The organism is Pectobacterium betavasculorum, assembly GCF_000749845.1.
Lineage (GTDB): Bacteria > Pseudomonadota > Gammaproteobacteria > Enterobacterales > Enterobacteriaceae > Pectobacterium > Pectobacterium betavasculorum.
Window position 1 is genome coordinate 269,938 of sequence record NZ_JQHM01000003.1, and the last position, 21,578, is coordinate 291,515.

Consider the following 21,578-nt stretch of genomic DNA (forward strand, 5'->3'; position numbering starts at 1 on the left):
CGTAGTGCAATGTAGAAGACAACGATTGTTAGTAATGAGGCGTAGTTCAGGGTTATGTCATATGTTCTTACATGTTGTGGTTTATCAATGAATGTCTTGTGAAGCGGGGAAGCTTATGAAATCAGCCCCCATTGCCGCGGCACCGCGCGTGTTGGTTGTGGACGATCATCGTAAAATCCGTGAACCGCTTGCCGTTTATCTTCGTCGTCAGGGATTTGATGTTCGCACTGCCGAGAGCGCAGCAGGGATGTGGTTACTCCTAAAAAATCAATCTTTTGATGTCGTTATTCTGGATGTCATGCTGCCCGACGGTGACGGGATGGCGCTGTGCCAGCAGTTGTCTCGTCGCGCCAGAACATCGGTGATTCTACTGACGGCGCGTGGTGATGCGGAAGATCGCATCCGTGGTTTGGATTTGGGAGCGGATGACTATGTCGTCAAGCCGTTTGAGCCACGTGAACTGGTGGCCCGTATTCGCAGTGTACTGCGCCGCGGCGCAGTACACCGCACTGAGTCGCTATCTAATGCAACGGACGGCGCAGTCACTTACCATTTTTCCGGGCTGTGTTTTTCACCTTCGAGCGGCATTGTGACCGATGAGCGCGAGGCGATATCGCTAAGTACGATGGAAGGCAGATTGCTGAGTGCGTTTCTACAAAATCCACATACGGTCATGAGCCGTGACAGTCTAATCGATCTTTGCGTGCAGTCTGGTGATGTGTTCGATCGTGCTATCGATCGGCAGGTTAGCCGTCTTCGATATAAGCTGGCGCGGTTGGGTGGTAAAGAACTGTTGGTCACCGTTTGGGGAAGTGGTTACCGGCTGGCGGCCGATGTGAATCTGAGGGAAGCGTGAACAGATTACGCCAGTTTCTGCCTAAAAATATGGCGAATCAGCTAACGTTGCTGCTGGTCTCGGCGCTGATCGTATCGAACACGATCGCTATCACGTCGATTCAGTTCGCGGGGGCATTAATCCACCCGGTATCGCGCACGCTGGCACTGGAGCGATTAAGTATCGCTTATCAGGCGGCAGATACGCTGATGTCACCCAATGCGTCAGCGTTGCTTACATCGATGAATAGCGGTGACACCCATTTTTGGATCGCCGATCGCGCCGAAGTCGATCCGTTTATGATGCAGACGGAAGAGAGAAGGTTATCGCACGAGTTGGTTGAACGCTTAGGTTTAGCGGCGAATCGCACCGTGTTCATGCAGTTGGAGCGTAGCGACGGTGGACTGGCGCGCGGGCATTTGTTTAGCGCTATTCGCTGGGATCCGCTACGGCTACGCACCAGCGTGCTGTTATCTGACGGGCGCTATCTCAATGGCATACAACACCCTATTCGTGCCTATGAATGGAGCCGCCTGCTTTCTTACTCGTTGTTGGTCGCGAGTATACCCATACTCCTGATCGTTCTCTTTTTTATTCGTCGCGTCGTGCATCCGGTGAAAACACTCGTCGCCGCCACGGATCGTGTCAGTCGAGGTGAGTGGATCGCGCCATTGCCATTGGCCGGGCCACAGGAAGCACGAGAGCTTACGCAGGCATTTAACGTCATGCAGGAGCGCATTGCGCGCCATATTGAGGGGCGAACCCGTATGCTTGCGGCAGTCAGTCACGACCTTAACACGCCGATTACCGAGCTGCGCTTGCAAGTTGAGCTCTTGGAAGAGGGCGACGCACGCAAAGATATGCTGGAAAGCCTGTCAGAGCTCAGCGAGATGGTGAGTGAAACACTTAACTTTGTGCGTGGCGATTCCGTGTTTGAGCAAAGCTCAAACCTGTGCGTGAATACGTTGCTGGAAGATCTGGTGCGGCGTTATCGTCTGATGGAGAAAACCGTTGAATTAAGGGGGTCTGAACCTGCTTTCGTGCGTGCTCGGCCACTGGCGCTCAAACGTGCGCTGGGGAACTTAATCGATAATGCCGTGATTTACGGCGGTGATGCCACCATCAGTGTACGTGTTGATACGGGTTACGTTCGGATCGCTATTTGTGATAGCGGGCCAGGTATCGCTCCAGAGAATCTTGATCAGGTCTTTGAGCCGTTTGTTCAACTGGGAGCGCACCGTGAAAAGTCTACTGGCGGAGTTGGTGCGGGCGTTGGACTGGGATTGTCCATTGCCCGCGCCTGTATTCACGCGCATGGGGGTGAATTAGCATTGGAGAACCGCTCACCCACTGGGCTGTGTGCAACTGTGTATCTGCCTACAGATTAGAACGTAATAGTGGTGCCAAACCAGAACGTGCGTCCATAGTTGACCGTACCGTAGGTTTCATCATCCAGACGTTTATCGTTCACATTATAAATCGCCCCATTAAGCGCGACTGTAGGGGTAAGCTGATGGGAAACCCCGATGTCCGCTGTGGTGTAACCCGGAGCCGGTTCGGCGCTGATCGTATTGCCAAATTCCTTGCCGTAGTAATTCGCGGCTGCCCAGAGTTGTGTCTGCTCGCTGACATTCCACTCGGTGCGCAGATTGGCTTTGTGCTTTGGCGTCAGTGCCAGCGGTGCTCCGGCGTTCGCTCCACTCTTCTGTTCCGAATCGGTATAGGTGAAATTGCCTTTCAGCGACAGCGCTGGAATGATTTGCCATGAGCCATTCAGCTCCACGCCGCGAATGACCGCTTTATCGATGTTGATACGCTCCATAATGATAAAATTATTCCAGCGCTGGTCTGTGGTCCGCGTCGACAGTTTATCTTTGAAGTCGTTATAGAAGATCGTGGCACCACCTGACAGCGTGTCACGATCCGACCACATCGCCGACAGCTCATAGTTGGTGCTGGTCTCTGGTTTGAGATCGGAGTTGCCAAACATGACGAAGGTGTTGCGTCGGAGAACCGCATAATCGTCAATCACAGCGCGTAGTTCTGGTGCTTTAAAGCCACGTGCAACGCCGCCTTTAAGCGTCCATTCGTCGTTTACGTGCCAAACGCCGTAGACGCGGGGATTGATATGATTGCCATATTGTTCGTGATGGTCTAGTCGTAGCCCCGTGGTAAGGGAAAATTGCTCCGTAAGTCGCCATTCATCTTCGGCGAACAACGCTTTTTGAATAACCTGGAATTTATAGTTTTTCTGATCGTTTACAGCCTGGTTCCAGTCTTTCAGCGTGCTTTGGTTCCACTGTGCTCCCGCTGTGGTGACGTGGTAATCGGTAGGCATGACCAGTTTAGCGTCAAAAACGGTATTTTTAATTTCTGGTTTACGGCCTAAAACATCGGCTTGTCTGGCTGTCGCAACGCCTTGACGGCTGGTTTTTTCCTGTGACAGTGAAAGCGTGGATGTTGCCCAGTTCCAGCGCCCCTCGTGTGATATCGACCAGTGATCGCGGTTATTTTTTTGTTCGCGCGTTGCCCAGTTCGGGCTGGTACCTTCACCATTTTTCAGGCGCGTCGCTCCTCCTTCCAACAGAATGTCGTGATTGGCGGTAGGCGTAAAGGCCAAACGGGCAGTGAGGTCACGGTGATCGGCTTTGGTAAAACCGTTAGTCGTTTGGACGTTATCATCGGCCTGACGGTTCAGGTAGCGTCCCCAGACCTGTAGTCCTAACTTATCTTCCAGTAACGGTCCGTTCAGAAAGAATTGCGTATTGCTGGCATTACCTTGATCGCTGTGCTGGCGTGCAGAATAGTCATAGGACACCGACCCGCCCCATTCGCGGGATACTTTGCGTGTGATGACATTAATCACGCCGCCAATCGCGTCCGAGCCGTATAGCGATGACATCGGGCCACGAATGACTTCAATACGTTCGATGGCAGCAGCAGGTGGCATGAAGCTCTGCTCATAACCCGCGTTACCGTTGACGCGAGAATCACGTCCGCTCTGGCGTTTACCGTCAACCATCAGCAGGGTGTAATCACCGGGCATCCCGCGAATAGAAATGTCGCTTTCGTTGGTGCCGCCGTTTACCACCACCCCCTCGACGTCACGCACGGCATCGCCTAAATTTTGTACAGAACGCTTACGCAGATCGTCACCTTGAATAACGGTTATTGAAGCGGGGGCGTCTTCTTGCTGTTGAGCAAAGCCAGAGGCGGTTACGACCAACGTATCAGCATCGGCAGCGTATGCGCTATAGGCGAAAGGGAGAGCTAGCGTCAATTTGACGAATACCGCCAACGGAGAAGAGGGAAAACGGACGTGCATGATTTGGTATCTCTATATAAATTTTAGTAAATACAAATCATACGCATCCGTATTACGATAAATTGGACAAGATGTGACAACCCGCAGAGATTGATAGCCCCACTACAGTGAGAACTCCGCAGTTCATTCATCATCGAGCCCGTCTTACGTTAGGAATGCAAAACGTTAGGCATAGGTAGTTAAATTCCCCTGCATATCAACCACAAAGTGGGTAGCGGGCTCATCGTTGATATAGCCCGCGAGGATTTTCAGCATCAGGCCGAAGCGGTATTGCAGGCTGTCCGGTGGAAGCGTGGCTGTCGGCGTATAGGCCGCCAGCAGTGCGCGATACTGTTTCACCCGCTCCTGCGGAATATCCCGCCAGGCGAGATCGCTGCCGTTGCGCAGGCAATACCAATCGGTTACCAGCGTGAGCAGAGAAATATCCTGTAACCCATCGGTGCCTGCTACTGCGCTTGGTTTACGCTGGTCGGCATCGGGCAGTGCTTTGGCGCTGAGCGACTCTTTTTGCTGTGCGATCCACAGTAGATCGGCGCAGTTCAGTGTGTTGATAAGGGGTGATAAATCTTCCGGCCAGTCTTTTACCAGAAAACGCTGGCGCACCAGTAGCGCCAGATGGTGATGCAGGAAGTCGTAATAATCGCGGCTTTTCAGAATATCGCCCAGCGGTTCGCCAGTGCGATCCAACTCTTTCTGATAAAACGGGAACAGATGGTTGAACTGCGGCACGTTGCGCAGGACCAGCGTATCAATGTCGACTCGATCATTGTACAGCGTTGCCAGCTTCATGGCGGGCGGGTAAGCGGCCAGCGACGGCACTGCGACATTCACCAGCGTTCCCTGTGAACCGCGATACACACCCGTGTCGTTGACGTGCAGGTGGCCGCTGAAGTGCAGACGGATGCCGGCCGCCAGCGCCTGCTCGGCAACCTCTGGCCGCGGCGTGCGTTTAATGAAGCTGTTGCTGCCAAACAGCTGCTTTTCGTCCTCCACCGTGCCGTCGAGGAAATCGACCAGCGGATAGTGTGAGAATACCAGCAGCTTCTTATTCTGTGCTTTCGCCCGCTGTACTACTGATTTCACCCACGGCAGCATGAAGGGCTTTTCCGTCAGCAGGGCGTTCCAGCCAGTGTTACTGCTGGTGGAATAGCCTTTAATCTCTTCCCGTTTTTCCGGGCCGTCTTTGACCTGATACACGTTAGCATCGATGGAAAGCAGCCACAGTCCCGATTCCGGTTCCACCAAATAGGAGGCATCCACGATATTCCACTGCTTGCTGCCATCCGGTGAACGAGCGAGATACTGGCGTTTACTGAGTTCATCGCTGTCGCCAAACGGCGTTTCCCAGTGCAGGAAGTCATCGCGTTTAAAGAAACCAAACGGCTTCATCAGCGGCAGGCCGCGCTCATAGCCGAGCGCCTGCATCTTGGTCGTGACGATCAGTGACTGTGCATCACCGAGTTTGACGTCGGATTTGCTGCTGAGCATGGTGTTGCTGCCGTCAGCATTGAGCATTCTCTCTGAAGAATCATCACCCTGCGGGCGGTTAACGTCGTGGTTGCCCGGCGTGGCGAAAAAGCGCATACCGTGGCGCTGTTCATACTGCGACAGGATGGCGGCAATGCCTTCAACGGTAGGTTGTTGGCCATCATCAGAATAATCTCCGGACAGCACGACGTATTTCACCTGCTGTTTTGCCAGTTCGTCCAGCGCGGCCAACAGCGCAAAGTAGGGTTCGTTGAAGATGCGGGTCGAATTCACCGAATCTTTCAGGGTGCGAATCGTCAGCGTCTTTCCAGTCTGTGCATCGGGCAGGCCGGCAAAATCGTAATTACCGTAGATATTGTGGACGTGAACATCCGAAATAATGGCAATGCGTAACGGACTGGCGGATGTTGCTGATTCGGCGTTAGCGTGAAAAAAACCGCCAGCCAGCGTAATGGCGCTGCCTGCACCGAGCTTGACGAAGGTTCTGCGAGTGAATGATGTCATTGATGTCTCCGGCATTATTTATTTTTTATAACGGATGGCTGTATAACGCATAATGATGACAGGCAATCAATCGTGCGCCGTCGAGCGCATCGCCCATCGGGGCGGCGAGTTGGGATTGCCACTCGTCCGGCAGCCATGGCCGAATATGCAGGCCGATGCTGCCCATGAGCGATAAGCGAGGTGTCTCGTGGCGTGCCACTGCTGCCAACAGTAGACAAATTTCACTGGCCGTCTGCGCCAGCAGCGCGTGAGAAACGGCATCATCCTGCTGAGCGCAGTCAAATACGTGGCGGGCGAACTGCGCATAGTCGCCTGGTTTCGCCTGCTGGCTAAACGTCTGTAGTGCATCAAGCGTGTTCGCGGCCTGGGCGTGTGCTGCGCTGGCGGAAAAGAAATCGTTAATGTTCTGGCTGAGCGCAGACGGCACGCGCCAGCCTTGCAGTACATCGTAGGTGTGTTGCAGCACTGCCAGCCCAAGGCGTGCGCCGCTGCCCTGATCGGAAATCGGAAACTCATGGCCGCCGTAGGCGGTAATTGTCTGGTTCTGCCACGCCAGCCCGCAGGAGCCGGTTCCGGCAATGACCACGCCCGCATCTTTCCCTTGATTGACGGCCAGACAGGCACCGAGCGCATCGGTATTGAGTACCTGAGTCGCATAAGGGTGAGGTAATGCCAGAAAAGCATCGTAGGCGGTACGGTGTTCCGCGCTGGCGAGGGCCAACCCGACTTTCAGCCGAGATGCATTATCCGCTGAAAGCCCGCTGTGTTTCAGCGCCTGAGCGATAGCCTCATCCACCGACTGGCGCACGCTTTCCACGCCGAGCAGCAGATTGGCGCGACCGCCGTGCCCTTGCCCGAGCGGCGTACCGTCGGCTTGATAAATACGCGCTCGACAGCCTGTGCCGCCGCCATCCACACCTGCATAGAGCCATGTCGTCATGATGCGCGCGCTCCTGAATCCAGATAGGGAAGACAGGCTGCCGCCAAATCGCCGCTGAGACTAACGGTGTCAGTCTGTGAATCTGGCAGACTGTTCAGCAGCAGGGTTAACTCGCTGGCGCAGCGGGTCAGCAACTGCACCGACAGCGCATCCTGCGGGTGTGCCAGCACAACGTGCCCGAGCGTGGTGTAGTCAGCGGCCTGTGCCTGCTTTGACCAGTCGATAACCCGATCGACATGCTTATCGAAGTGCAGGAACAGCGCTTCACTGAGCGGTGTAAGTGGCGTGATGCCCTCAACTGCCTGAAGCATCTCCTGTACCGCCCACAGCCCCAGCCGCGACAGGCTGGCCGGGTTGCCGATGGGAAAACTGTCGCCGCCGCGGCAGGTCAGCAGGCCGTCATGCCAGTGCAGCAGACGGGTGAAACCGCCGGTGACCAGCAGATAGCGGTGTTGTCCCGGCCAGCGCTGTTCGCATATTGTGCTTTCGCGCGTGCGATCAAAGGGACGATCGCCATCGATGTCGATCTCCCTCATCTGCCATTTCACGGTGCGTTTTTCCGCTGTTGTTGATTGGTCGCGATCGTTTCGTTGAGGCGCTTCACATCGTTCGACGTCAGGCGCAGATATTCATCAAACGACACTTGATCGTTCAGGTATTGGGTAAAGCGCGTCAGGATGATGGGGTATAGCTCGTTCGCGCCCAGACTTTCCATACGTTCCCAGTCGAAAACGTAAGACGGGATCTTTTTAATCTCTTCACGCGCGGTGTTCAGGCCGTCGATCACGTGTTTATCTTTAGTCTGGTAGTGCAGATCGGTGATATCCGCACCGACGATGATATTGAAGCGCTCGGCGATCTCACGTTGCAGCGGTTCGCTGCCCAGCCACTCCATGAATTCGGCGACTTCCTGCGGATGTTTGGTGGTGGTGAATGGCATGATGAAGGTCGCACCACCCATCGAGATACACTTCTCTTTGCAAGGCGCTGGCAGCACTTTCCAGTCAAAACCGTCGCCAATTTGCTTACTGAACTGGTTCAACAGCCAGTTGCCGGAGAAGTAGGTCACGATGTTGCCGTTCACGAAATCGTCCGCCATGCTCTTGTACTGGCCGCCACCCGCCGCGCCCCACATTTCGCGCGGGAACACGCCTTCATCTGACCAGCGTTTCAGATCTTTAATCCACTGCTGGGCTGCCGTATCCGGGAAATTGATCAGCCCGTCTTTATCGTAGCGTGCGCCGTAAGAGTAGGCTGGGCCGGAGAAGCGGAAACCGCTACGGTCGATGGTGAAGGGGATATGGACGCCCGTTTTTTCGGCGACCAGCTTCGAGGATTTCATCAAATCATCAATGGTGTAACCCGGTTGCGGCAGGGGAACGCCCGCCTGTTCAAACAGGGTCACGTTAATAAATGGTAGGTCAGCAGTCCAGGAGGCGACAAAGCCCGGTAGCGCATCCGCTTTATGCACGCCTTTCACCCGCATGATCTTTTCGATACCGGCGCTGTAGCGTTTCTCAAAGGCGGCAGGGTCTTTCAGGTAGGGGCGCAAATCCAGCGTATAGCCGAGCAGCCCCATCTGCGTCGTTTTAGCAATATCCGGGCCTAAACCCGCAGCCAACTGCATCGGTAGCTGAGTTTGCAGCGCGTTATAGCCGGTGCTGACGAAATTCACATTGATGTGTTCATTACTTTGAGAGAAGGATTTAACTTTCTGCTCCATGAAATGCACTAATTCGGGATCGTCGTCACTATATAAAAATGTTATTTGCGTTTTGGCAGCTAACGCGCTGTTGCTGAATAACCCCAGAGCAAGGGCGGAAAATAATAACGCGGTATTGGGACGCATCATAAACATCTCCACATCATAGATTTGATTAATGGCTGAAATACCCTGGCGTTGGCAGCGGGGTTATTTTTATTTCCTGTGATTTATTCTCTGTCCTAATTAATGCAAATTTGCATTCGTCTGTCATTTTCATCATGCAATCATGGACAGAAGCCCGACTGATTTATGTGAAGCAGGTTAAAGATATTTTAAATGTTGGTTTAAATAAAGTGTTTTTGTGATATTAATCACATATATAAATATGAGAATCTTATTTATTAATGCGAAATGTCAATAAAAGAATGCAAAAGGCAATTTAATGCAAATTTGCATTGTGGTTGCGGGGTTATGGGGCACGAAAGCGCCTGTCGCCCTAAATATTGGCAGTGCGTGCACAACGAGAGTGCAAATAAGTTCAGCCATACCTTTTCGTTATTTTATTTATCAAAACCGTAAACAGGATTTCGCATGAATATCGGTTGGAAATTAAAGAAGAATGGCGTCATTAATCGGTTTCTGATTACCGAACGGACGGAAAAACGTTATTTCGCCGAGCCGGATACGCTGCCGGATAAGGTGAATTACCGCTTTATCAACGGTTTTGTCGATGTCGGCGTTTTACCCTGCCGCGTGCGTTTTTTGCAGGAAGAGGCAAAGCGCGAAGTGACGTTACCCGACGATCTTAATTTCCCGCTGATGTGGAGTGGCGGCGATGAAAGTCGTAGCGTCAATTTCAGTGATTTCTGGCCGTGTCCGGTTCACGTTCAGCGCTTTTCCCGCTGCGTGATTCACAGCGATAGGGCGCAGACTGCACCCTTTACGCTCAGCACCTGCGGCGGCGTGACATTATGGCTCAACGGTGAGCAGATTACCCGTTTTACGCCCTTTACCCGCAACACCGAACAAACCTGTGCTATCACGCTGCCGCTGCAAGCAGGCGCGAACACGCTGGTGGTGCATAGCGAAGAGCTGTGCGAGCGCGATACGGATTACCTGTTCAGCCTGTGCTATCAGGGTGAAGACACGCTCTTCTGGCAGCTTGACGACGACGCGGCGCTCAGCGAACAACTGGCCGCACTGGATAGCTGGGTTAATGGACTGACGTTGGAAAACAACCTGATCCAACCGCCCGTATTGGTGCTGAACAGCACGCAGCCGCTGCCGGAGTCCGTGACAATGGCGCACCGTCTGATTGGCAACGTCAACGAATCCGTCCCAGCGTGGCAGCAGCAACAAAGGCTGCCTGCTGGCAATCTGGGCTGGCAGGTGGATTTACCCTCCGCTCTGGTCGGCTACTACGATCTGGTCTGCGCCGCGACCAGCAATGGCATTACGCTGACGCGAACGCTCAGCTTTGGGCGTTTACCATCGCAAACGCTGCCCGTATTGTCGACGCTGGCAGCGCGGCGTGAAACGGTGTTGCGTCATACGGCACAGCACGGTTTTGAGCGCCTTGGTCGGTTGTTGGCGATTGTCGCGACAGGCGAGGGCAACGATGCCGCCGCGCCGATTCTCAACAACGCGCTGCAAAAAATCAGCCGCCGTGAAGACTGTGCGGATTTCCAACTGGTGCCGTTGATTTGGCTGTGGCAGCGCTATCAGGGGCAACAGTTGCCGCCGCAGGACTGGCGGCGCGTGCGCAGCGCCATTCTCGGTTTCCGTTACTGGATTGATGAACCGGGCAACGACACCATGTGGTTCTGGAGCGAAAACCACTGCCTGTGTTTCCACGTCGCGCAATACCTAGCTGGACAAAACTTTCCTGATGACACTTTCCCGTGCAGCGGGCGTCGCGGTCTGGAGCAGAAAGCGATTGCTCACGAACGCCTGACACGCTGGTTTGATTCCATTCTTGAACACGGTCTGGTGGAGTGGAATTCGGCGGCCTATTACCCCATCGATCTGATTGGGCTGGTGGCGCTGTATGAACTGGCGCAGGATGCCGATCTACGAGAGAAAGCTCGCGTAGTGATTGACCGCATCATGCTGATGACGGCGTGGGTGCATCAGAATGGTGTCGCGGTTGGCACCATGGGACGCGCCTACGATAAAGAGCTACGTTCTGGCATGTTGACCGAGCTGTCCGGCCTGTGTGCGCTGATGTGGGGCGAAGGCTGGCTGATTCCACACTGTGCCGCGCTGCCGCTGCTGTGCCTGAGTGACTATCAGCCGCCGGAAGCGACAGATCGGATTGCGCACTGGTCACTATCGCACGGCGCAGAAGCCCGCTGGGTGCAGGGGCTGAACCGCAGTGCCCGTATCATTGCCTGGAAGCAGCGCGATGTCGCCTTTTCTTCCGTTTTCGATCACCATCCCGGCGAGCCCGGACATCAACAACATCTGCTGGATGTGCGACTGGGCACGCACTATGCCGCTCGCCTGTGGGTGAACCATCCCGGCGAGGATCGTCCTGACGGCGTGCACCGTCCTTCTTACTGGGCGGGCAACGGACGTTTGCCCCACCTGATGCAGCACCGTAATCGCGCGCTAATAGTGTTCGATCTGCAACAGGATATCCGCCCATGGACACACCTCTATTTGCCACAAACCGCGCTGGATGAGGTCATCGTTGAAGATGTCTGGTGCTTCGTGCGCGGTGGCAACGGCTATGCCGCGTTTCATAATCCCGCCGGATTACAGCCGTTTGCGACCGCAGGCCAGCAGGCCGAAGGCGAGCTACGGGCATATGGCGAACAGAACGTCTGGTTCATTGCTGTAGACAGCGGCGACGGCGCGGAAGGATTCGCCGCATTCGCTGCCCGCTTCCGAGGGCGCTCCTTGGTTCAGGATAGCAACGGCGTGCGTATCGACGATCCCGACTACGGCGAACTGGCCTTTAGCCACAAAGCAGGATTCAGCGTGGCGCAGCGGCCTTTCATTTTTCCCGACGATGTCCCGGTCGTCCCGCAGTTCAACACAGGAAACCCATGACATGCAGACAGGTTCACTTAACCGACAACAAACCGAAGCGCTGCTGGCGCAGGTGGCGCGGGCGTTTTGTCGCCTGAAAGCGATTGATAGCGTAACGCAGGACGACTCACCGGATGCTGAGCTGACAATTCAATTTGAGGAGTGGGATTGGGAGGTCGGCGTCGGGCTGTACGGTTTCTGGAAGCTGGCGCATCTGACGCAGGACGACACCATGCTGACGACGCTGGCGAACTGGTATCAACAAAAGCTGGATGCTGGGTTGCCGCCGCGTCAGATCAACTCGACGGCACCGATGCTGGTGCTGGCGTTGCTGTGTCAGGACAAGCCGGATGCGCCCGCGCAGTGGCGTGAAACCGTGAGCGACTGGGCGGACTGGCTGCTGCACTCGCTGCCAAAAACCGAGGATGGCGGCTTCCAGCACACGGTGAAAGAGCGACCGAATACCGGGCAACTGTGGGACGACACGCTGTTTATGGCCGGTCTGTTTCTGGTGGTGGCAGGGAAATTACTCTCCCGTCGCGATCTGATCGAAGAGGCGGAATATCAGCTCCTCACGCACGCGCGCTATCTGGCCGATGTGCGCAGCGGGCTGTGGTATCACGGCTGGACATTTGTTGGTCGCCATCACTATGCCGATGCATTCTGGGGACGTGGCAACGCCTGGATTACGCTGGTGCTGCCGGAAATGCGTGTACTGGCGGAGGATCAACTGTCCGCGCCGGTATTACGCACGCTGGAAGCGATTCTTGAACAGCAAACGACAACGCTGGCACGCGTCCAGCACGAGTCCGGCCTGTGGCACACGCTGCTGGATGACCCGGATTCGCCGTTGGAGACCTCCGCTAGCGCCGGGTTTATCGCTGGGATTTTAACGGCACGTCGGCTAGGGATGCTGCACGATTTCCCGCAGGACGTGTTGGAAAAAGGCTATGCCGCCGTGGTGGCGCAGATTGACGCACAGGGTGTGGTGCAAGGTGTCTCGGACGGCACGGCGATGGGACATGATTTGCAGTTCTATCGCGATATTCCCAATGTTGCCGTGCCTTACGGGCAGGCGCTGGTCATGCTGATGTTATTGGCACAGTTAGATTCTGTTTGCGAGGGCTGACAATGGCGAGTCTGGAACTGAAAAACGTCCACAAAAATTACGGCGCGGTGAGCATCATCAAAGGCGTGGACTTAACGATTCATGACGGCGAGTTCATGGTCTTTGTCGGCCCGTCGGGCTGTGGAAAATCCACGCTGTTGCGCATGATTGCCGGTCTGGAAGAGATCAGCAGCGGTGAGCTGTGGATCGATAACCGCAAGGTGAACGATCTCACGCCAGCAGAGCGCAAGATTGCGATGGTATTCCAGTCTTACGCGCTTTATCCGCACCTCTCGGTGCGCAAGAACCTCGCATTCGGGCTGGAGAATTTACACTTCCCCAAAGACGAAATCATCCGTCGTATTGATGAAGCCGCCCGTATGCTGGGGCTGGAACCCTATCTGGATCGCAGGCCGCGTGCGCTGTCGGGGGGACAGCAGCAGCGCGTCGCCATTGGTCGCGCTATCGTGCGTGAACCCGATCTGTTCCTGTTTGACGAACCGCTCTCCAATCTCGATGCCAAGCTGCGCGTGCAGACGCGCGGTGAGCTATCCCGCCTGCATCAGAAGCTGTGTACCACCATGATTTACGTGACTCACGATCAGGTGGAGGCGATGACGATGGCGCAGCGCATTGTGGTACTGAATGCCGGTCGCATCGAGCAGGTTGGTACGCCGTTGGCGCTGTTCAATCGGCCGAAAAACAAGTTCGTTGCGGGCTTCATCGGTTCACCGCGCATGAATATGTTCCCGGCGCAGATTGTCGCCACCTGTGCAGACGGCGTCGAGGTGCAGTGCCCGTCCGGCAATCGTCTGGTGCTGCCGTTTATCGGCACCGTCGGGCAGAACGTCACGCTCGGCATTCGTCCTTCTCACTGTGAACTGGTGGAAGACGGTGAGGGGATGGCGCTGTGCGTCGATCGCTGCGAAATGATGGGGCATGAAACCTTTATCTACGGGCGGATGGGCGGCATTGACGACGAAATGATCGTCCATCTGGCGCAGCACCGCGAGTTCGCCGCGGGCGAGTCGGTGTTTGTGCGCTTCCCGCCGACGTATTGCCATCTGTTCGATGGTGAAACGGATGACACATTGCCGCGCTGTACCGATCATTAATTATCGCGACGGGAGAGGACGACATGAAAAAGATTGCCTTACTGCCCGCAGGATCGCTGATCGATAAGCTGGTAACGCCAGTGGAAAAAGCGGTGAATCTGCTACAAAAGTTTGGCGGCCGCAAAGTGATGCCGTGGTTTTTTATCGCGCCCAACATGCTGCTGTTCGCCGTTTTTGTCTTTATTCCGATTCTGCTGTCGGTGTGCTACGCCTTTACCGGCGGCACCAATATCCTGCTGTGGGAGCGCCCGTATGTGGGCGTAGCTAACTTCTCCACGCTGCTGAGCTGTGGTAACTACGCCGACCCGTCGAGCTGTGAACAGGATCTGTTCTGGACCGGCGTCTACAACACGGTGTCATTCACCTTTTTCAACGTGCTCTGCACGCTGCTGGTGGCGTTGGTGACGGCATTGATCCTCAACCGCAAGATTGTCGCCCGGGGCTTTTTCCGCGCGATGTTCTTCTATCCGGTACTGTTGTCGCCGGTGGTGGTTGGCCTGATCTGGCAGTGGTTCCTTAACCGTAACGGCCTGCTGAATCTGGTGCTGTCGTCACTGGGCGGGCAGCCGATTACCTTTCTGCTCGACCCAACGCTGTCGCGTTTTTGGGTAGTGTTTGTCTCCGTCTGGTTTCACGTCGGATTTTATACCCTGATACTGCTGGCCGGATTGCAGGCGATCCCGCGTGATATTTACGAGGCGGCTGCGGTGGATGGCACCTCGCGCTGGCGCGGTTTTTATCGGCTGACGCTACCGCTGCTGGCACCGAACATTCTGGTGGTGGTGATTCTGCTGACCATCAACAGCGTACAGATCTTCGATGAAGCCTGGGTGTTAACTAACGGCGGCGGCCCGGGCACGGCCAACAGCTTTATTGTGCAGTACATCTACCAGACCGCCTTCTCGTCGAATGCATCACTCTACGGACTGGCGTCGGCAGCCTCGGTGTTGATGGGCGTGGTGTTGATGATCCTGACGGCATTGCAGTTCCTGCTGACGCGTCGGCTGGAAGGGAAAAAATAACGGGAGCCATGATGAAGATAATCGCCTTTCTTACCCGCACCCGTCATCCGGGGCGCATCCATATTACGGATATCATGAGCTGGGTCTGGCTGGTGGTAGGCACGCTGCTGGTGATGATTCCGGTCATGTGGGCTGCCATGTCATCGTTCAAAACACCCGCGGAGATTAACCGCTTTCCGCCGAGTTTTCTGCCGCAGGCGGCGGATACCATCACGCTGCCGGAGTACCCGAAGCCGCTGGAACTGTGGCAGGTTAAGCAGGAAGACGGCGAAGCGAAAACGATGGCGCTGGTCAGACGTATTGGGCTGATCGCACAACTGGTGAATCCGGATGCGCCGAGTGAGGTGGTGCGTGTGTCGACCAAAGATCTGGTGCCGATGAAAGCGCTACATCTGGAGACGGAGAACTACACGACGCCGATCACGAAGTTCCACTTTGCTACCTACCTGAAGAACACCGTATTCGTGACGGTGATGGCGACGCTGTTGACCCTGTTACTGAGTTCGATGGCAGCCTTTGCGCTGTCGAAATATGAGTTTCGCGGGCGTGGCACGGTGTTGACACTGTTTCTCTCCACCATGATGATTCCGCTATCGGTGGTGATGGTGCCGACATTTCTGGTGGTGATTGGTCTGAACATGGGCGATAACCTGTGGGGCGTGATTATCCCTACAATTGCGACGCCGACGGGCGTGTTCCTGCTGCGGCAGTACATGCTGACGATCCCCGATGAGCTGATCGAGGCGGCGCGGATCGATGCCGCCAGCGAGTTCCGTATTTACTGGAAGATCATCCTGCCGCTTACCGCTCCCGCGCTGGCGGTGCTGGCGATATTCTCGGTGATCTGGCGTTGGAACGACTTCCTCTGGCCGCTGATCGTCCTCTCCAGTCAGGATAATTTTACGCTGCAAATCGGTCTGAATGCGTTTCAGGGGCAGTTCTCTGTGCAGTGGCACTATATACTGGCGATGACGATGCTCTCGCTTCTGCCGGTGACGGCGGTGTTCGTCTTCCTGCAAAAATACATCACGACGGGGATTGCCAACACGGGGATGAAATAATGGCGACACTCAAGGATATTGCCGACCGCGCGGGGGTTTCCATTAGCACGGTTTCCCGCGCGCTGAACGGTACGGCACCGATCAGCGCCAAAGTCAGGCAGCACATCATGGCGATTGCCACCGAACAGGGCTATCCGCTGCATAAAGTGGGCAAAGCGACCGTTGCACCGACGGAACCGCTGCGCCACATTTTGCTGGCGACGCCGCGCAACCTGATGCTGGAAAGTGAGTACAATCTGGTGTCGCTGACGCTGATTAACGCCCTGAAAACGCTATGTTTGCAACGCAATATCCAACTGCGTCCGTTTCTGGGGGAGCACGACACCATTAACGAACAGCAGCTGTTGCGTGAACTCCAGGGCGGAAAAGAGAGCGGTATTCTGATTGTGAATGACGATCACCCGACGTTGCTGAACGCCGTGGCGGAAAGTGGCATTCCGGCGGTGCTGATCAACGGTGAAGATCCCTCGATGCGCCTGAGCAGCGTGACGCCCGCCAACCACTACGCGGCGGCGGCGGGAGTGCGTTACCTGATCGAACAAGGGCATACGCGGATCCTGCATTTGACCTGGACGTCACGCATGACGATCAAACAGCGCGAACGTGGCTATCGTGACGCGCTTGTACAGGCGGGCATTGCGGTGGATGACGATCTGATTCTGTCGCTGCCGGATTTTCACCCGCGTACGGCGCGTGATGCACTGCTGCGCTGGCTGACAGCCAATCCTGACAGGCTGGGCGTCACCGCGATTTTCTGTGCGGCGGATAATCAGGCTATCGGCGTCATCGACGCGCTGTATCAGCACGGGCTACGGGTGCCTGAAGACATATCGGTGATGGGCATGGACGACATTCTGCCATTCGACATGCTGCCAGTTTCACTCACCACGGTACATCTGCCGTTTGAAACTATCGCCCGTGCTGCGTTACAGCTGCTGGCACAGCAAATGACGCCCTCACAGGCGCTCGGTATTGCCCAGCGCACTGAACTGGCGGGGCAGGTGGTCGTCAGAGAATCGGTGAGACGGGTGGAGTAGGGAATATCAAGGTAGCAGGTTCATTCATGTTGTGCTCAAATCCCTTACTGTGCTGCTTTTGTATCTAAGGAGGGAGTGATGGAGATTGAACAGAAAAACATTGGCAAGAACCAAACGGTTATCAACAATGAATCCGGCGTCATCAACGTTAATAATCATGGGCAATACACCAATCTTGCGGGTGAAAACACGGTACGCATCTATAAGGAAATATCTCGTTCAGAACAGGGTAAGTTCATCGTTAGCTTTGTGGGCGTTTGCCTACTGCCAGGATTGAGCCTGATTGCGGACTTGATGCAGATTCACCCGGCTATCAACCTGCCATTTTGGGTTTATGTCGCTGTGTTCGGTGTGATACTGGCCGTGGTGTTAGCGGGATATTATGACAATCTGCGAATTCTGGTATCCGGTGCGCCGAATGAAAATGAATGCAAACAGCTTTATGCCGACAGGTTATTTAGCAGAACCGAGGACGGCTATGTAGTCTTTACTCACACGACGGGTTGCATATACCCAGATTGCTGCGGAAAAATTGTGATTTCAGCACCTCCAGAGCGATACAACGGGGAATACTCTTTTTTCGGTAAATGCAGTCTTGCTGGCGGACAACACTCTTATGGTATCGACTATAACTTCAAAGCGTACCCGATAAAGGTGGATTGGCGGCCGATACCCAAACCTAACAAATAGCGTTTTGGCCGGTAAGGCGTTGCTGATATTACGATCTGCCGCCATACACGGCGTGTGCGCCGCACGCCGTACTGCAATGCCGAATGTTTGATCGTTAAAGCGGCATTCTATATTCGATAACACCCGGTTTTTCTGCGACCCAATCATAAAGGCGCTGGGCTGTTTTATTAGTTTCCTGAGTATGCCAATACAGACGATCGCAATGCTTTTCTTGCGCCTTTTCTCTCACGTATTCAATGAGTTTTTTGCCAACGTTTTTGCCGCGCGTGGTGGGATCAACAAAAAGATCCTCAAGGTAGCAATAACGGTTTACGCCCCAGGTGGAATCGTGAAAAACAAAGTGCGCGAAACCAATAATGTGCGACCCTTCGCGCGCCACGGCGCAGTGCACGGGAACCTCGGCTTTAAAAAAACGATCCCAGGTTACTTCCGTGACCTCATCGGAAAGCTGCACCTTATAGAATTTCTGGTAACTCTCCCAATAGGGCAGCCACTGCTCATAATCTTCTGGCTCAAGGGGATTAACAATAATTTCTCGATCTCTATTCATCACTTTTACTCTCATATTGTCGCGGATATTTTGTTGTTACGGATTGGTGCTAAACATCAGGCTGATATTTATCGTAATAAGATAGCAATGAAATAGATGGATATACCCCGCCACTTATTGAGAGAGTGGCAGACCAATTTTTTCACTCTTCTGGACTGCGGCTGGTGTTAGTAAAGAAGACGCTGTGTTTTTGTTCCGGTACCTAGCGTTGACGTGAGTAAAAATTGCCAATTAGGTCACAAAATTTTTAAGTTAACGTTAACATTTGTGATTATCATCTCATGTTGACACAAGAATGATTTAAATGATGAATTGTTAACGTTAACAATGGCGGTGAACTTCTTGCGGAATAGACCAACATGAATAAATACGCGCATACACCAGCACAATCTGCCAGGCAAAATTACTTAAAATTAAGTGGGTTACTATTTGCCTTCTTTTGGACATGGTCTTCAGCTTTTTCACTGATCTCGCTGTGGCTTAACCAGAAGGTTGGCCTGAGAGGAGCCGATACGGGGATCATTTTTTCAATCATCAGCCTTACCGCGTTTTTCGCTCAGCCAATTTATGGCTTTATTCAGGATAAACTGGGGCTGCGCAAAAACCTGTTATGGTGCATTGGCGTATTGCTGCTGTTGAGCGGACCCTGGTTTATTTTTGTCGGAACACCGCTTTTACGCTGGAATATGTATCTCGGTGCATTCAGCGTCGGCGTTTATGTTGGTGCCACGTTTTTCGCTGGGATCGGGGTTCTGGAATCTTATACCGAACGTGTCAGCCGCATTACGGGATTTGAGTACGGAAAAGCCCGTATGTGGGGATCGCTTGGTTGGGCAGGGGCAACGTTCTTCGCAGGAATGTTATTTAACATCGATCCTAACCTGAATTTCTGGATGGCCTGTGTCTCAGCCAGTGTGTTCTTGGTGTTGCTATGGCGTCTTAATGATATTAAGCCGCATGCGATGGGAGAGCTGGAATACGGTAAGAGTAATGCGCTAACCGTAGCGGATGCTATTGGATTGCTGCGCTTGCCACGCTTCTGGTCTCTGGTGGTGTTTGTTTGCGGTGTGAGCGTCTATAACGTTTACGATCAACAGTTCCCCGTCTATTTTGCCTCGTTGTTTAGCGACCCTGCGCACGGCAACGAAATGTTCGGATTCCTCAATTCGTTTCAGGTGTTTTTGGAGGCCGGTGGCATGTTTTTAGCGCCGTTTCTGGTTAACCGTATCGGTGCCAAACGCGGCTTGTTATTAAGCGGCCTTATCATGACGTTTAGGATATTCGGATCGGGGATGGCGGAAGGGACACTCGCCATCTCGTTGTTAAAATTACTCCATGCCGTCGAACTGCCGATCCTGCTCATCGCCATGTTCAAATACATTACCTCGCAGTTCGACAAACGTCTGTCGGCCACGCTCTATCTGGTCGGATTCCAGTTTGTTACCTCATTTTGTGCCGCTATTCTTTCCCCTATTGTGGGATATGGCTATGACGCACTGGGCTTTGCTGACACCTACATGATACTGGCGGTTGCCGTATTCATTCTGACACTGGTGTCTGGTGTGTTACTCAGCGCAGAGAATGATGAACCCGTTTCCGAAAACATGAATACAGCACCACGGTGAAATGATGAAATCACGTTTGATAAAGGCAGAATCTGCACGGGACGCGTTGTTAGCGCAACGCGGCAATACGTTTTACCCACATTACCATTTAGCGCCGCCAGCGGGATGGATGAACGACCCCAATGGCCTGATCTATTTCAATGGCGTCTACCACGCTTTCTATCAACATCATCCCATGAGTGAACATTGGGGACCGATGCATTGGGGGCATGCGACAAGCCCGGATATGGTGCGCTGGCAGCATGAGCCTATCGCATTGGCGCCAGGGGAGGAATATGACCGCGATGGCTGCTTCTCTGGCAGTGCGGTAGAGGATGATGGCGTGCTATCGCTGATTTACACCGGACATGTCTGGTTATCAGGAGAAGGGGACGATAGTGCCATCCGTGAAGTGCAGTGTCTGGCAATCAGTCATGATGGTATTCATTTTGAAAAACGGGGCGTCATCCTGACACCGCCAGAAGGCATTATGCATTTTCGCGATCCGAAGGTCTGGAGTGAGGACGGCTGTTGGTGGATGGTGGTCGGTGCACGGGACAAAAACGATACAGGGCAGGTATTACTGTACCGCGGCTCGTCGTTATCAGAATGGTGTTTTGAACGGGTACTGGCTCATGCCGATGCACAGGAAGGGTATATGTGGGAGTGCCCGGACTTTTTTCCATTAGGTGAACACCACTACCTCATGTTTTCTCCCCAGGGGATGAAAGCAGAAGGCTATGCCTATCGTAATCGCTTTCAAAGCGGCGTCTTGCAGGGGAACTGGCAGCCGGAAACTGTGTTTAAACGGACGGGCGCTTTCGAAGAGCTGGATCATGGGCACGATTTTTATGCGCCACAGTCATTTTTAGCGGCGGACGGCAGACGCGTCATTTTAGGGTGGATGGACATGTGGGAATCGTCGATGCCGTCCAAACAGGAAGGGTGGGCCGGAGCGTTTACCCTGCCGCGTGAACTCGTTGAATGTCATGGAAAGTTATATCAGCGGCCGGTTCGTGAACTGGAAAGCCTGCGCCAGCAACAGCAGATTATTGAGCCAGTGAACGTTAAAGATGCCTATCTCATTTCGCCTCGTGCAGACGCGATTGAACTGGAAATCCGTTGGGATATGGCACGCAGTCAGGCAGAGCAGTATGGCGTCAGGTTGGGAGAGGGGCTGCAACTGTATGTGGATAATCAGGCTAAGCGGCTGGTGTTATGGCGTCGCTATCTACATGAAGGAATAGACGGCTATCGGAGTATCGCGTTACCGCAGTGTGAACAGGTAAAAATTCGGATGTTTATCGATCGTTCTTCGGTTGAGGTCTTTGTGAACGATGGCGAAGCCTGTATGACGAGTCGAATTTATCCCCAGCCGGAGCAGCGTGCGTTGACGCTTTATTCCAGTCAGGGAGAGGCGGTTATGCTTGGCGGTTCGCTTTGGCGTCTTGAATAATCTCCTGTTTCAATCGCAATTGAGTATTCATTGCGATTGAGCATTTATCACGTATTGAAAAGGTCAGTGCATTTACACGCGAAGACTTAGCGGTGTCCCCTGAGT

Annotated in this window: 17 protein-coding genes; 11 read left to right on the forward strand and 6 right to left on the reverse strand. The window is 54.0% G+C overall.

Translation table 11 applies throughout. The features are described from left to right. Positions 1-115: 115 nt before the first annotated feature. On the forward strand, positions 116-856 hold the full coding sequence (locus KP22_RS11260) for a response regulator transcription factor (protein ID WP_039305901.1): 741 nt from the start codon (positions 116-118) through the stop codon (positions 854-856). After that, complete coding sequence (locus KP22_RS11265; RefSeq protein WP_244880027.1) at positions 853-2,223, forward strand: ATP-binding protein; 1,371 nt, start codon at positions 853-855, stop codon at positions 2,221-2,223. The genes KP22_RS11260 and KP22_RS11265 overlap by 4 nt, the downstream gene beginning before the upstream one ends. Here KP22_RS11265 and KP22_RS11270 read toward each other — a convergent pair. From KP22_RS11270 to KP22_RS11290, 5 genes are all read right to left on the reverse strand, one after another. Then, positions 2,220-4,160: a TonB-dependent receptor domain-containing protein gene (locus KP22_RS11270; RefSeq protein ID WP_039305904.1), complete on the reverse strand. Its 1,941-nt coding sequence runs from the start codon at positions 4,158-4,160 to the stop codon at positions 2,220-2,222. The two genes, KP22_RS11265 and KP22_RS11270, sit on opposite strands and share 4 nt — an antisense overlap. 165 nt (positions 4,161-4,325) lie before the next feature. After that, a complete protein-coding gene (locus KP22_RS11275; RefSeq protein ID WP_039324302.1) occupies positions 4,326-6,152 on the reverse strand; it encodes a metallophosphoesterase family protein in 1,827 nt (608 codons plus the stop codon). Between the two features lie 25 nt (positions 6,153-6,177). Next, positions 6,178-7,092: a glucosamine kinase nucleotide-binding domain-containing protein gene (locus tag KP22_RS11280; RefSeq protein WP_039324306.1), complete on the reverse strand. Its 915-nt coding sequence runs from the start codon at positions 7,090-7,092 to the stop codon at positions 6,178-6,180. Beyond that, on the reverse strand, positions 7,089-7,640 hold the full coding sequence (locus KP22_RS11285; protein WP_039305914.1) for a glucosamine kinase: 552 nt from the start codon (positions 7,638-7,640) through the stop codon (positions 7,089-7,091). The genes KP22_RS11280 and KP22_RS11285 overlap by 4 nt, the downstream gene beginning before the upstream one ends. Continuing rightward, positions 7,637-8,944 (reverse strand): ABC transporter substrate-binding protein, encoded by a 1,308-nt coding sequence (locus tag KP22_RS11290; protein ID WP_039324308.1) that lies wholly within the window; start codon positions 8,942-8,944, stop codon positions 7,637-7,639. Before KP22_RS11290 ends, KP22_RS11285 begins: the two co-directional genes overlap by 4 nt. A gap of 444 nt (positions 8,945-9,388) precedes the next feature. On the opposite strand from KP22_RS11290, the gene KP22_RS11295 reads away from it, so the two are divergent. The 7 genes from KP22_RS11295 (at position 9,389) to KP22_RS11325 (ending at position 17,863) form a co-directional block, all read left to right on the forward strand. Continuing rightward, complete coding sequence (locus tag KP22_RS11295; protein ID WP_039324310.1) at positions 9,389-11,851, forward strand: hypothetical protein; 2,463 nt, start codon at positions 9,389-9,391, stop codon at positions 11,849-11,851. Between the two features lies 1 nt (position 11,852). Beyond that, a complete protein-coding gene (bglB, locus tag KP22_RS11300; protein WP_039324313.1) occupies positions 11,853-12,959 on the forward strand; it encodes a beta-galactosidase BglB in 1,107 nt (368 codons plus the stop codon). Between the two features lie 2 nt (positions 12,960-12,961). Beyond that, positions 12,962-14,053 carry an ABC transporter ATP-binding protein gene (locus tag KP22_RS11305; RefSeq protein ID WP_039324316.1) on the forward strand — a complete coding sequence of 364 codons (1,092 nt, stop codon included), beginning with the start codon at positions 12,962-12,964 and terminating at the stop codon, positions 14,051-14,053. A gap of 23 nt (positions 14,054-14,076) precedes the next feature. After that, positions 14,077-15,075: a carbohydrate ABC transporter permease gene (locus KP22_RS11310; protein ID WP_039293560.1), complete on the forward strand. Its 999-nt coding sequence runs from the start codon at positions 14,077-14,079 to the stop codon at positions 15,073-15,075. 8 nt (positions 15,076-15,083) lie between these two features. After that, complete coding sequence (locus tag KP22_RS11315) at positions 15,084-16,136, forward strand: carbohydrate ABC transporter permease (protein WP_039305932.1); 1,053 nt, start codon at positions 15,084-15,086, stop codon at positions 16,134-16,136. Next, positions 16,136-17,173, forward strand: a complete 1,038-nt coding sequence (locus KP22_RS11320; RefSeq protein WP_039324318.1) for a LacI family DNA-binding transcriptional regulator — start codon at positions 16,136-16,138, stop codon at positions 17,171-17,173. The genes KP22_RS11315 and KP22_RS11320 overlap by 1 nt, the downstream gene beginning before the upstream one ends. Positions 17,174-17,251: 78 nt before the next feature. Beyond that, positions 17,252-17,863: a hypothetical protein gene (locus KP22_RS11325; protein ID WP_039324321.1), complete on the forward strand. Its 612-nt coding sequence runs from the start codon at positions 17,252-17,254 to the stop codon at positions 17,861-17,863. A 94-nt stretch (positions 17,864-17,957) separates the two neighbouring features. Here the strand turns inward: KP22_RS11325 and KP22_RS11330 are convergent, their stop codons facing one another. Next, positions 17,958-18,416 carry a GNAT family N-acetyltransferase gene (locus tag KP22_RS11330; protein ID WP_081923406.1) on the reverse strand — a complete coding sequence of 153 codons (459 nt, stop codon included), beginning with the start codon at positions 18,414-18,416 and terminating at the stop codon, positions 17,958-17,960. A 356-nt stretch (positions 18,417-18,772) separates the two neighbouring features. Between KP22_RS11330 and KP22_RS11335 the strand changes: the two genes are divergently transcribed. Further along, positions 18,773-20,038, forward strand: a complete 1,266-nt coding sequence (locus KP22_RS11335; protein ID WP_039324323.1) for an MFS transporter — start codon at positions 18,773-18,775, stop codon at positions 20,036-20,038. A gap of 1 nt (position 20,039) precedes the next feature. Continuing rightward, positions 20,040-21,473 (forward strand): glycoside hydrolase family 32 protein, encoded by a 1,434-nt coding sequence (locus KP22_RS11340; RefSeq protein WP_156103751.1) that lies wholly within the window; start codon positions 20,040-20,042, stop codon positions 21,471-21,473. The last annotated feature ends 105 nt before the right edge of the window (positions 21,474-21,578 follow it).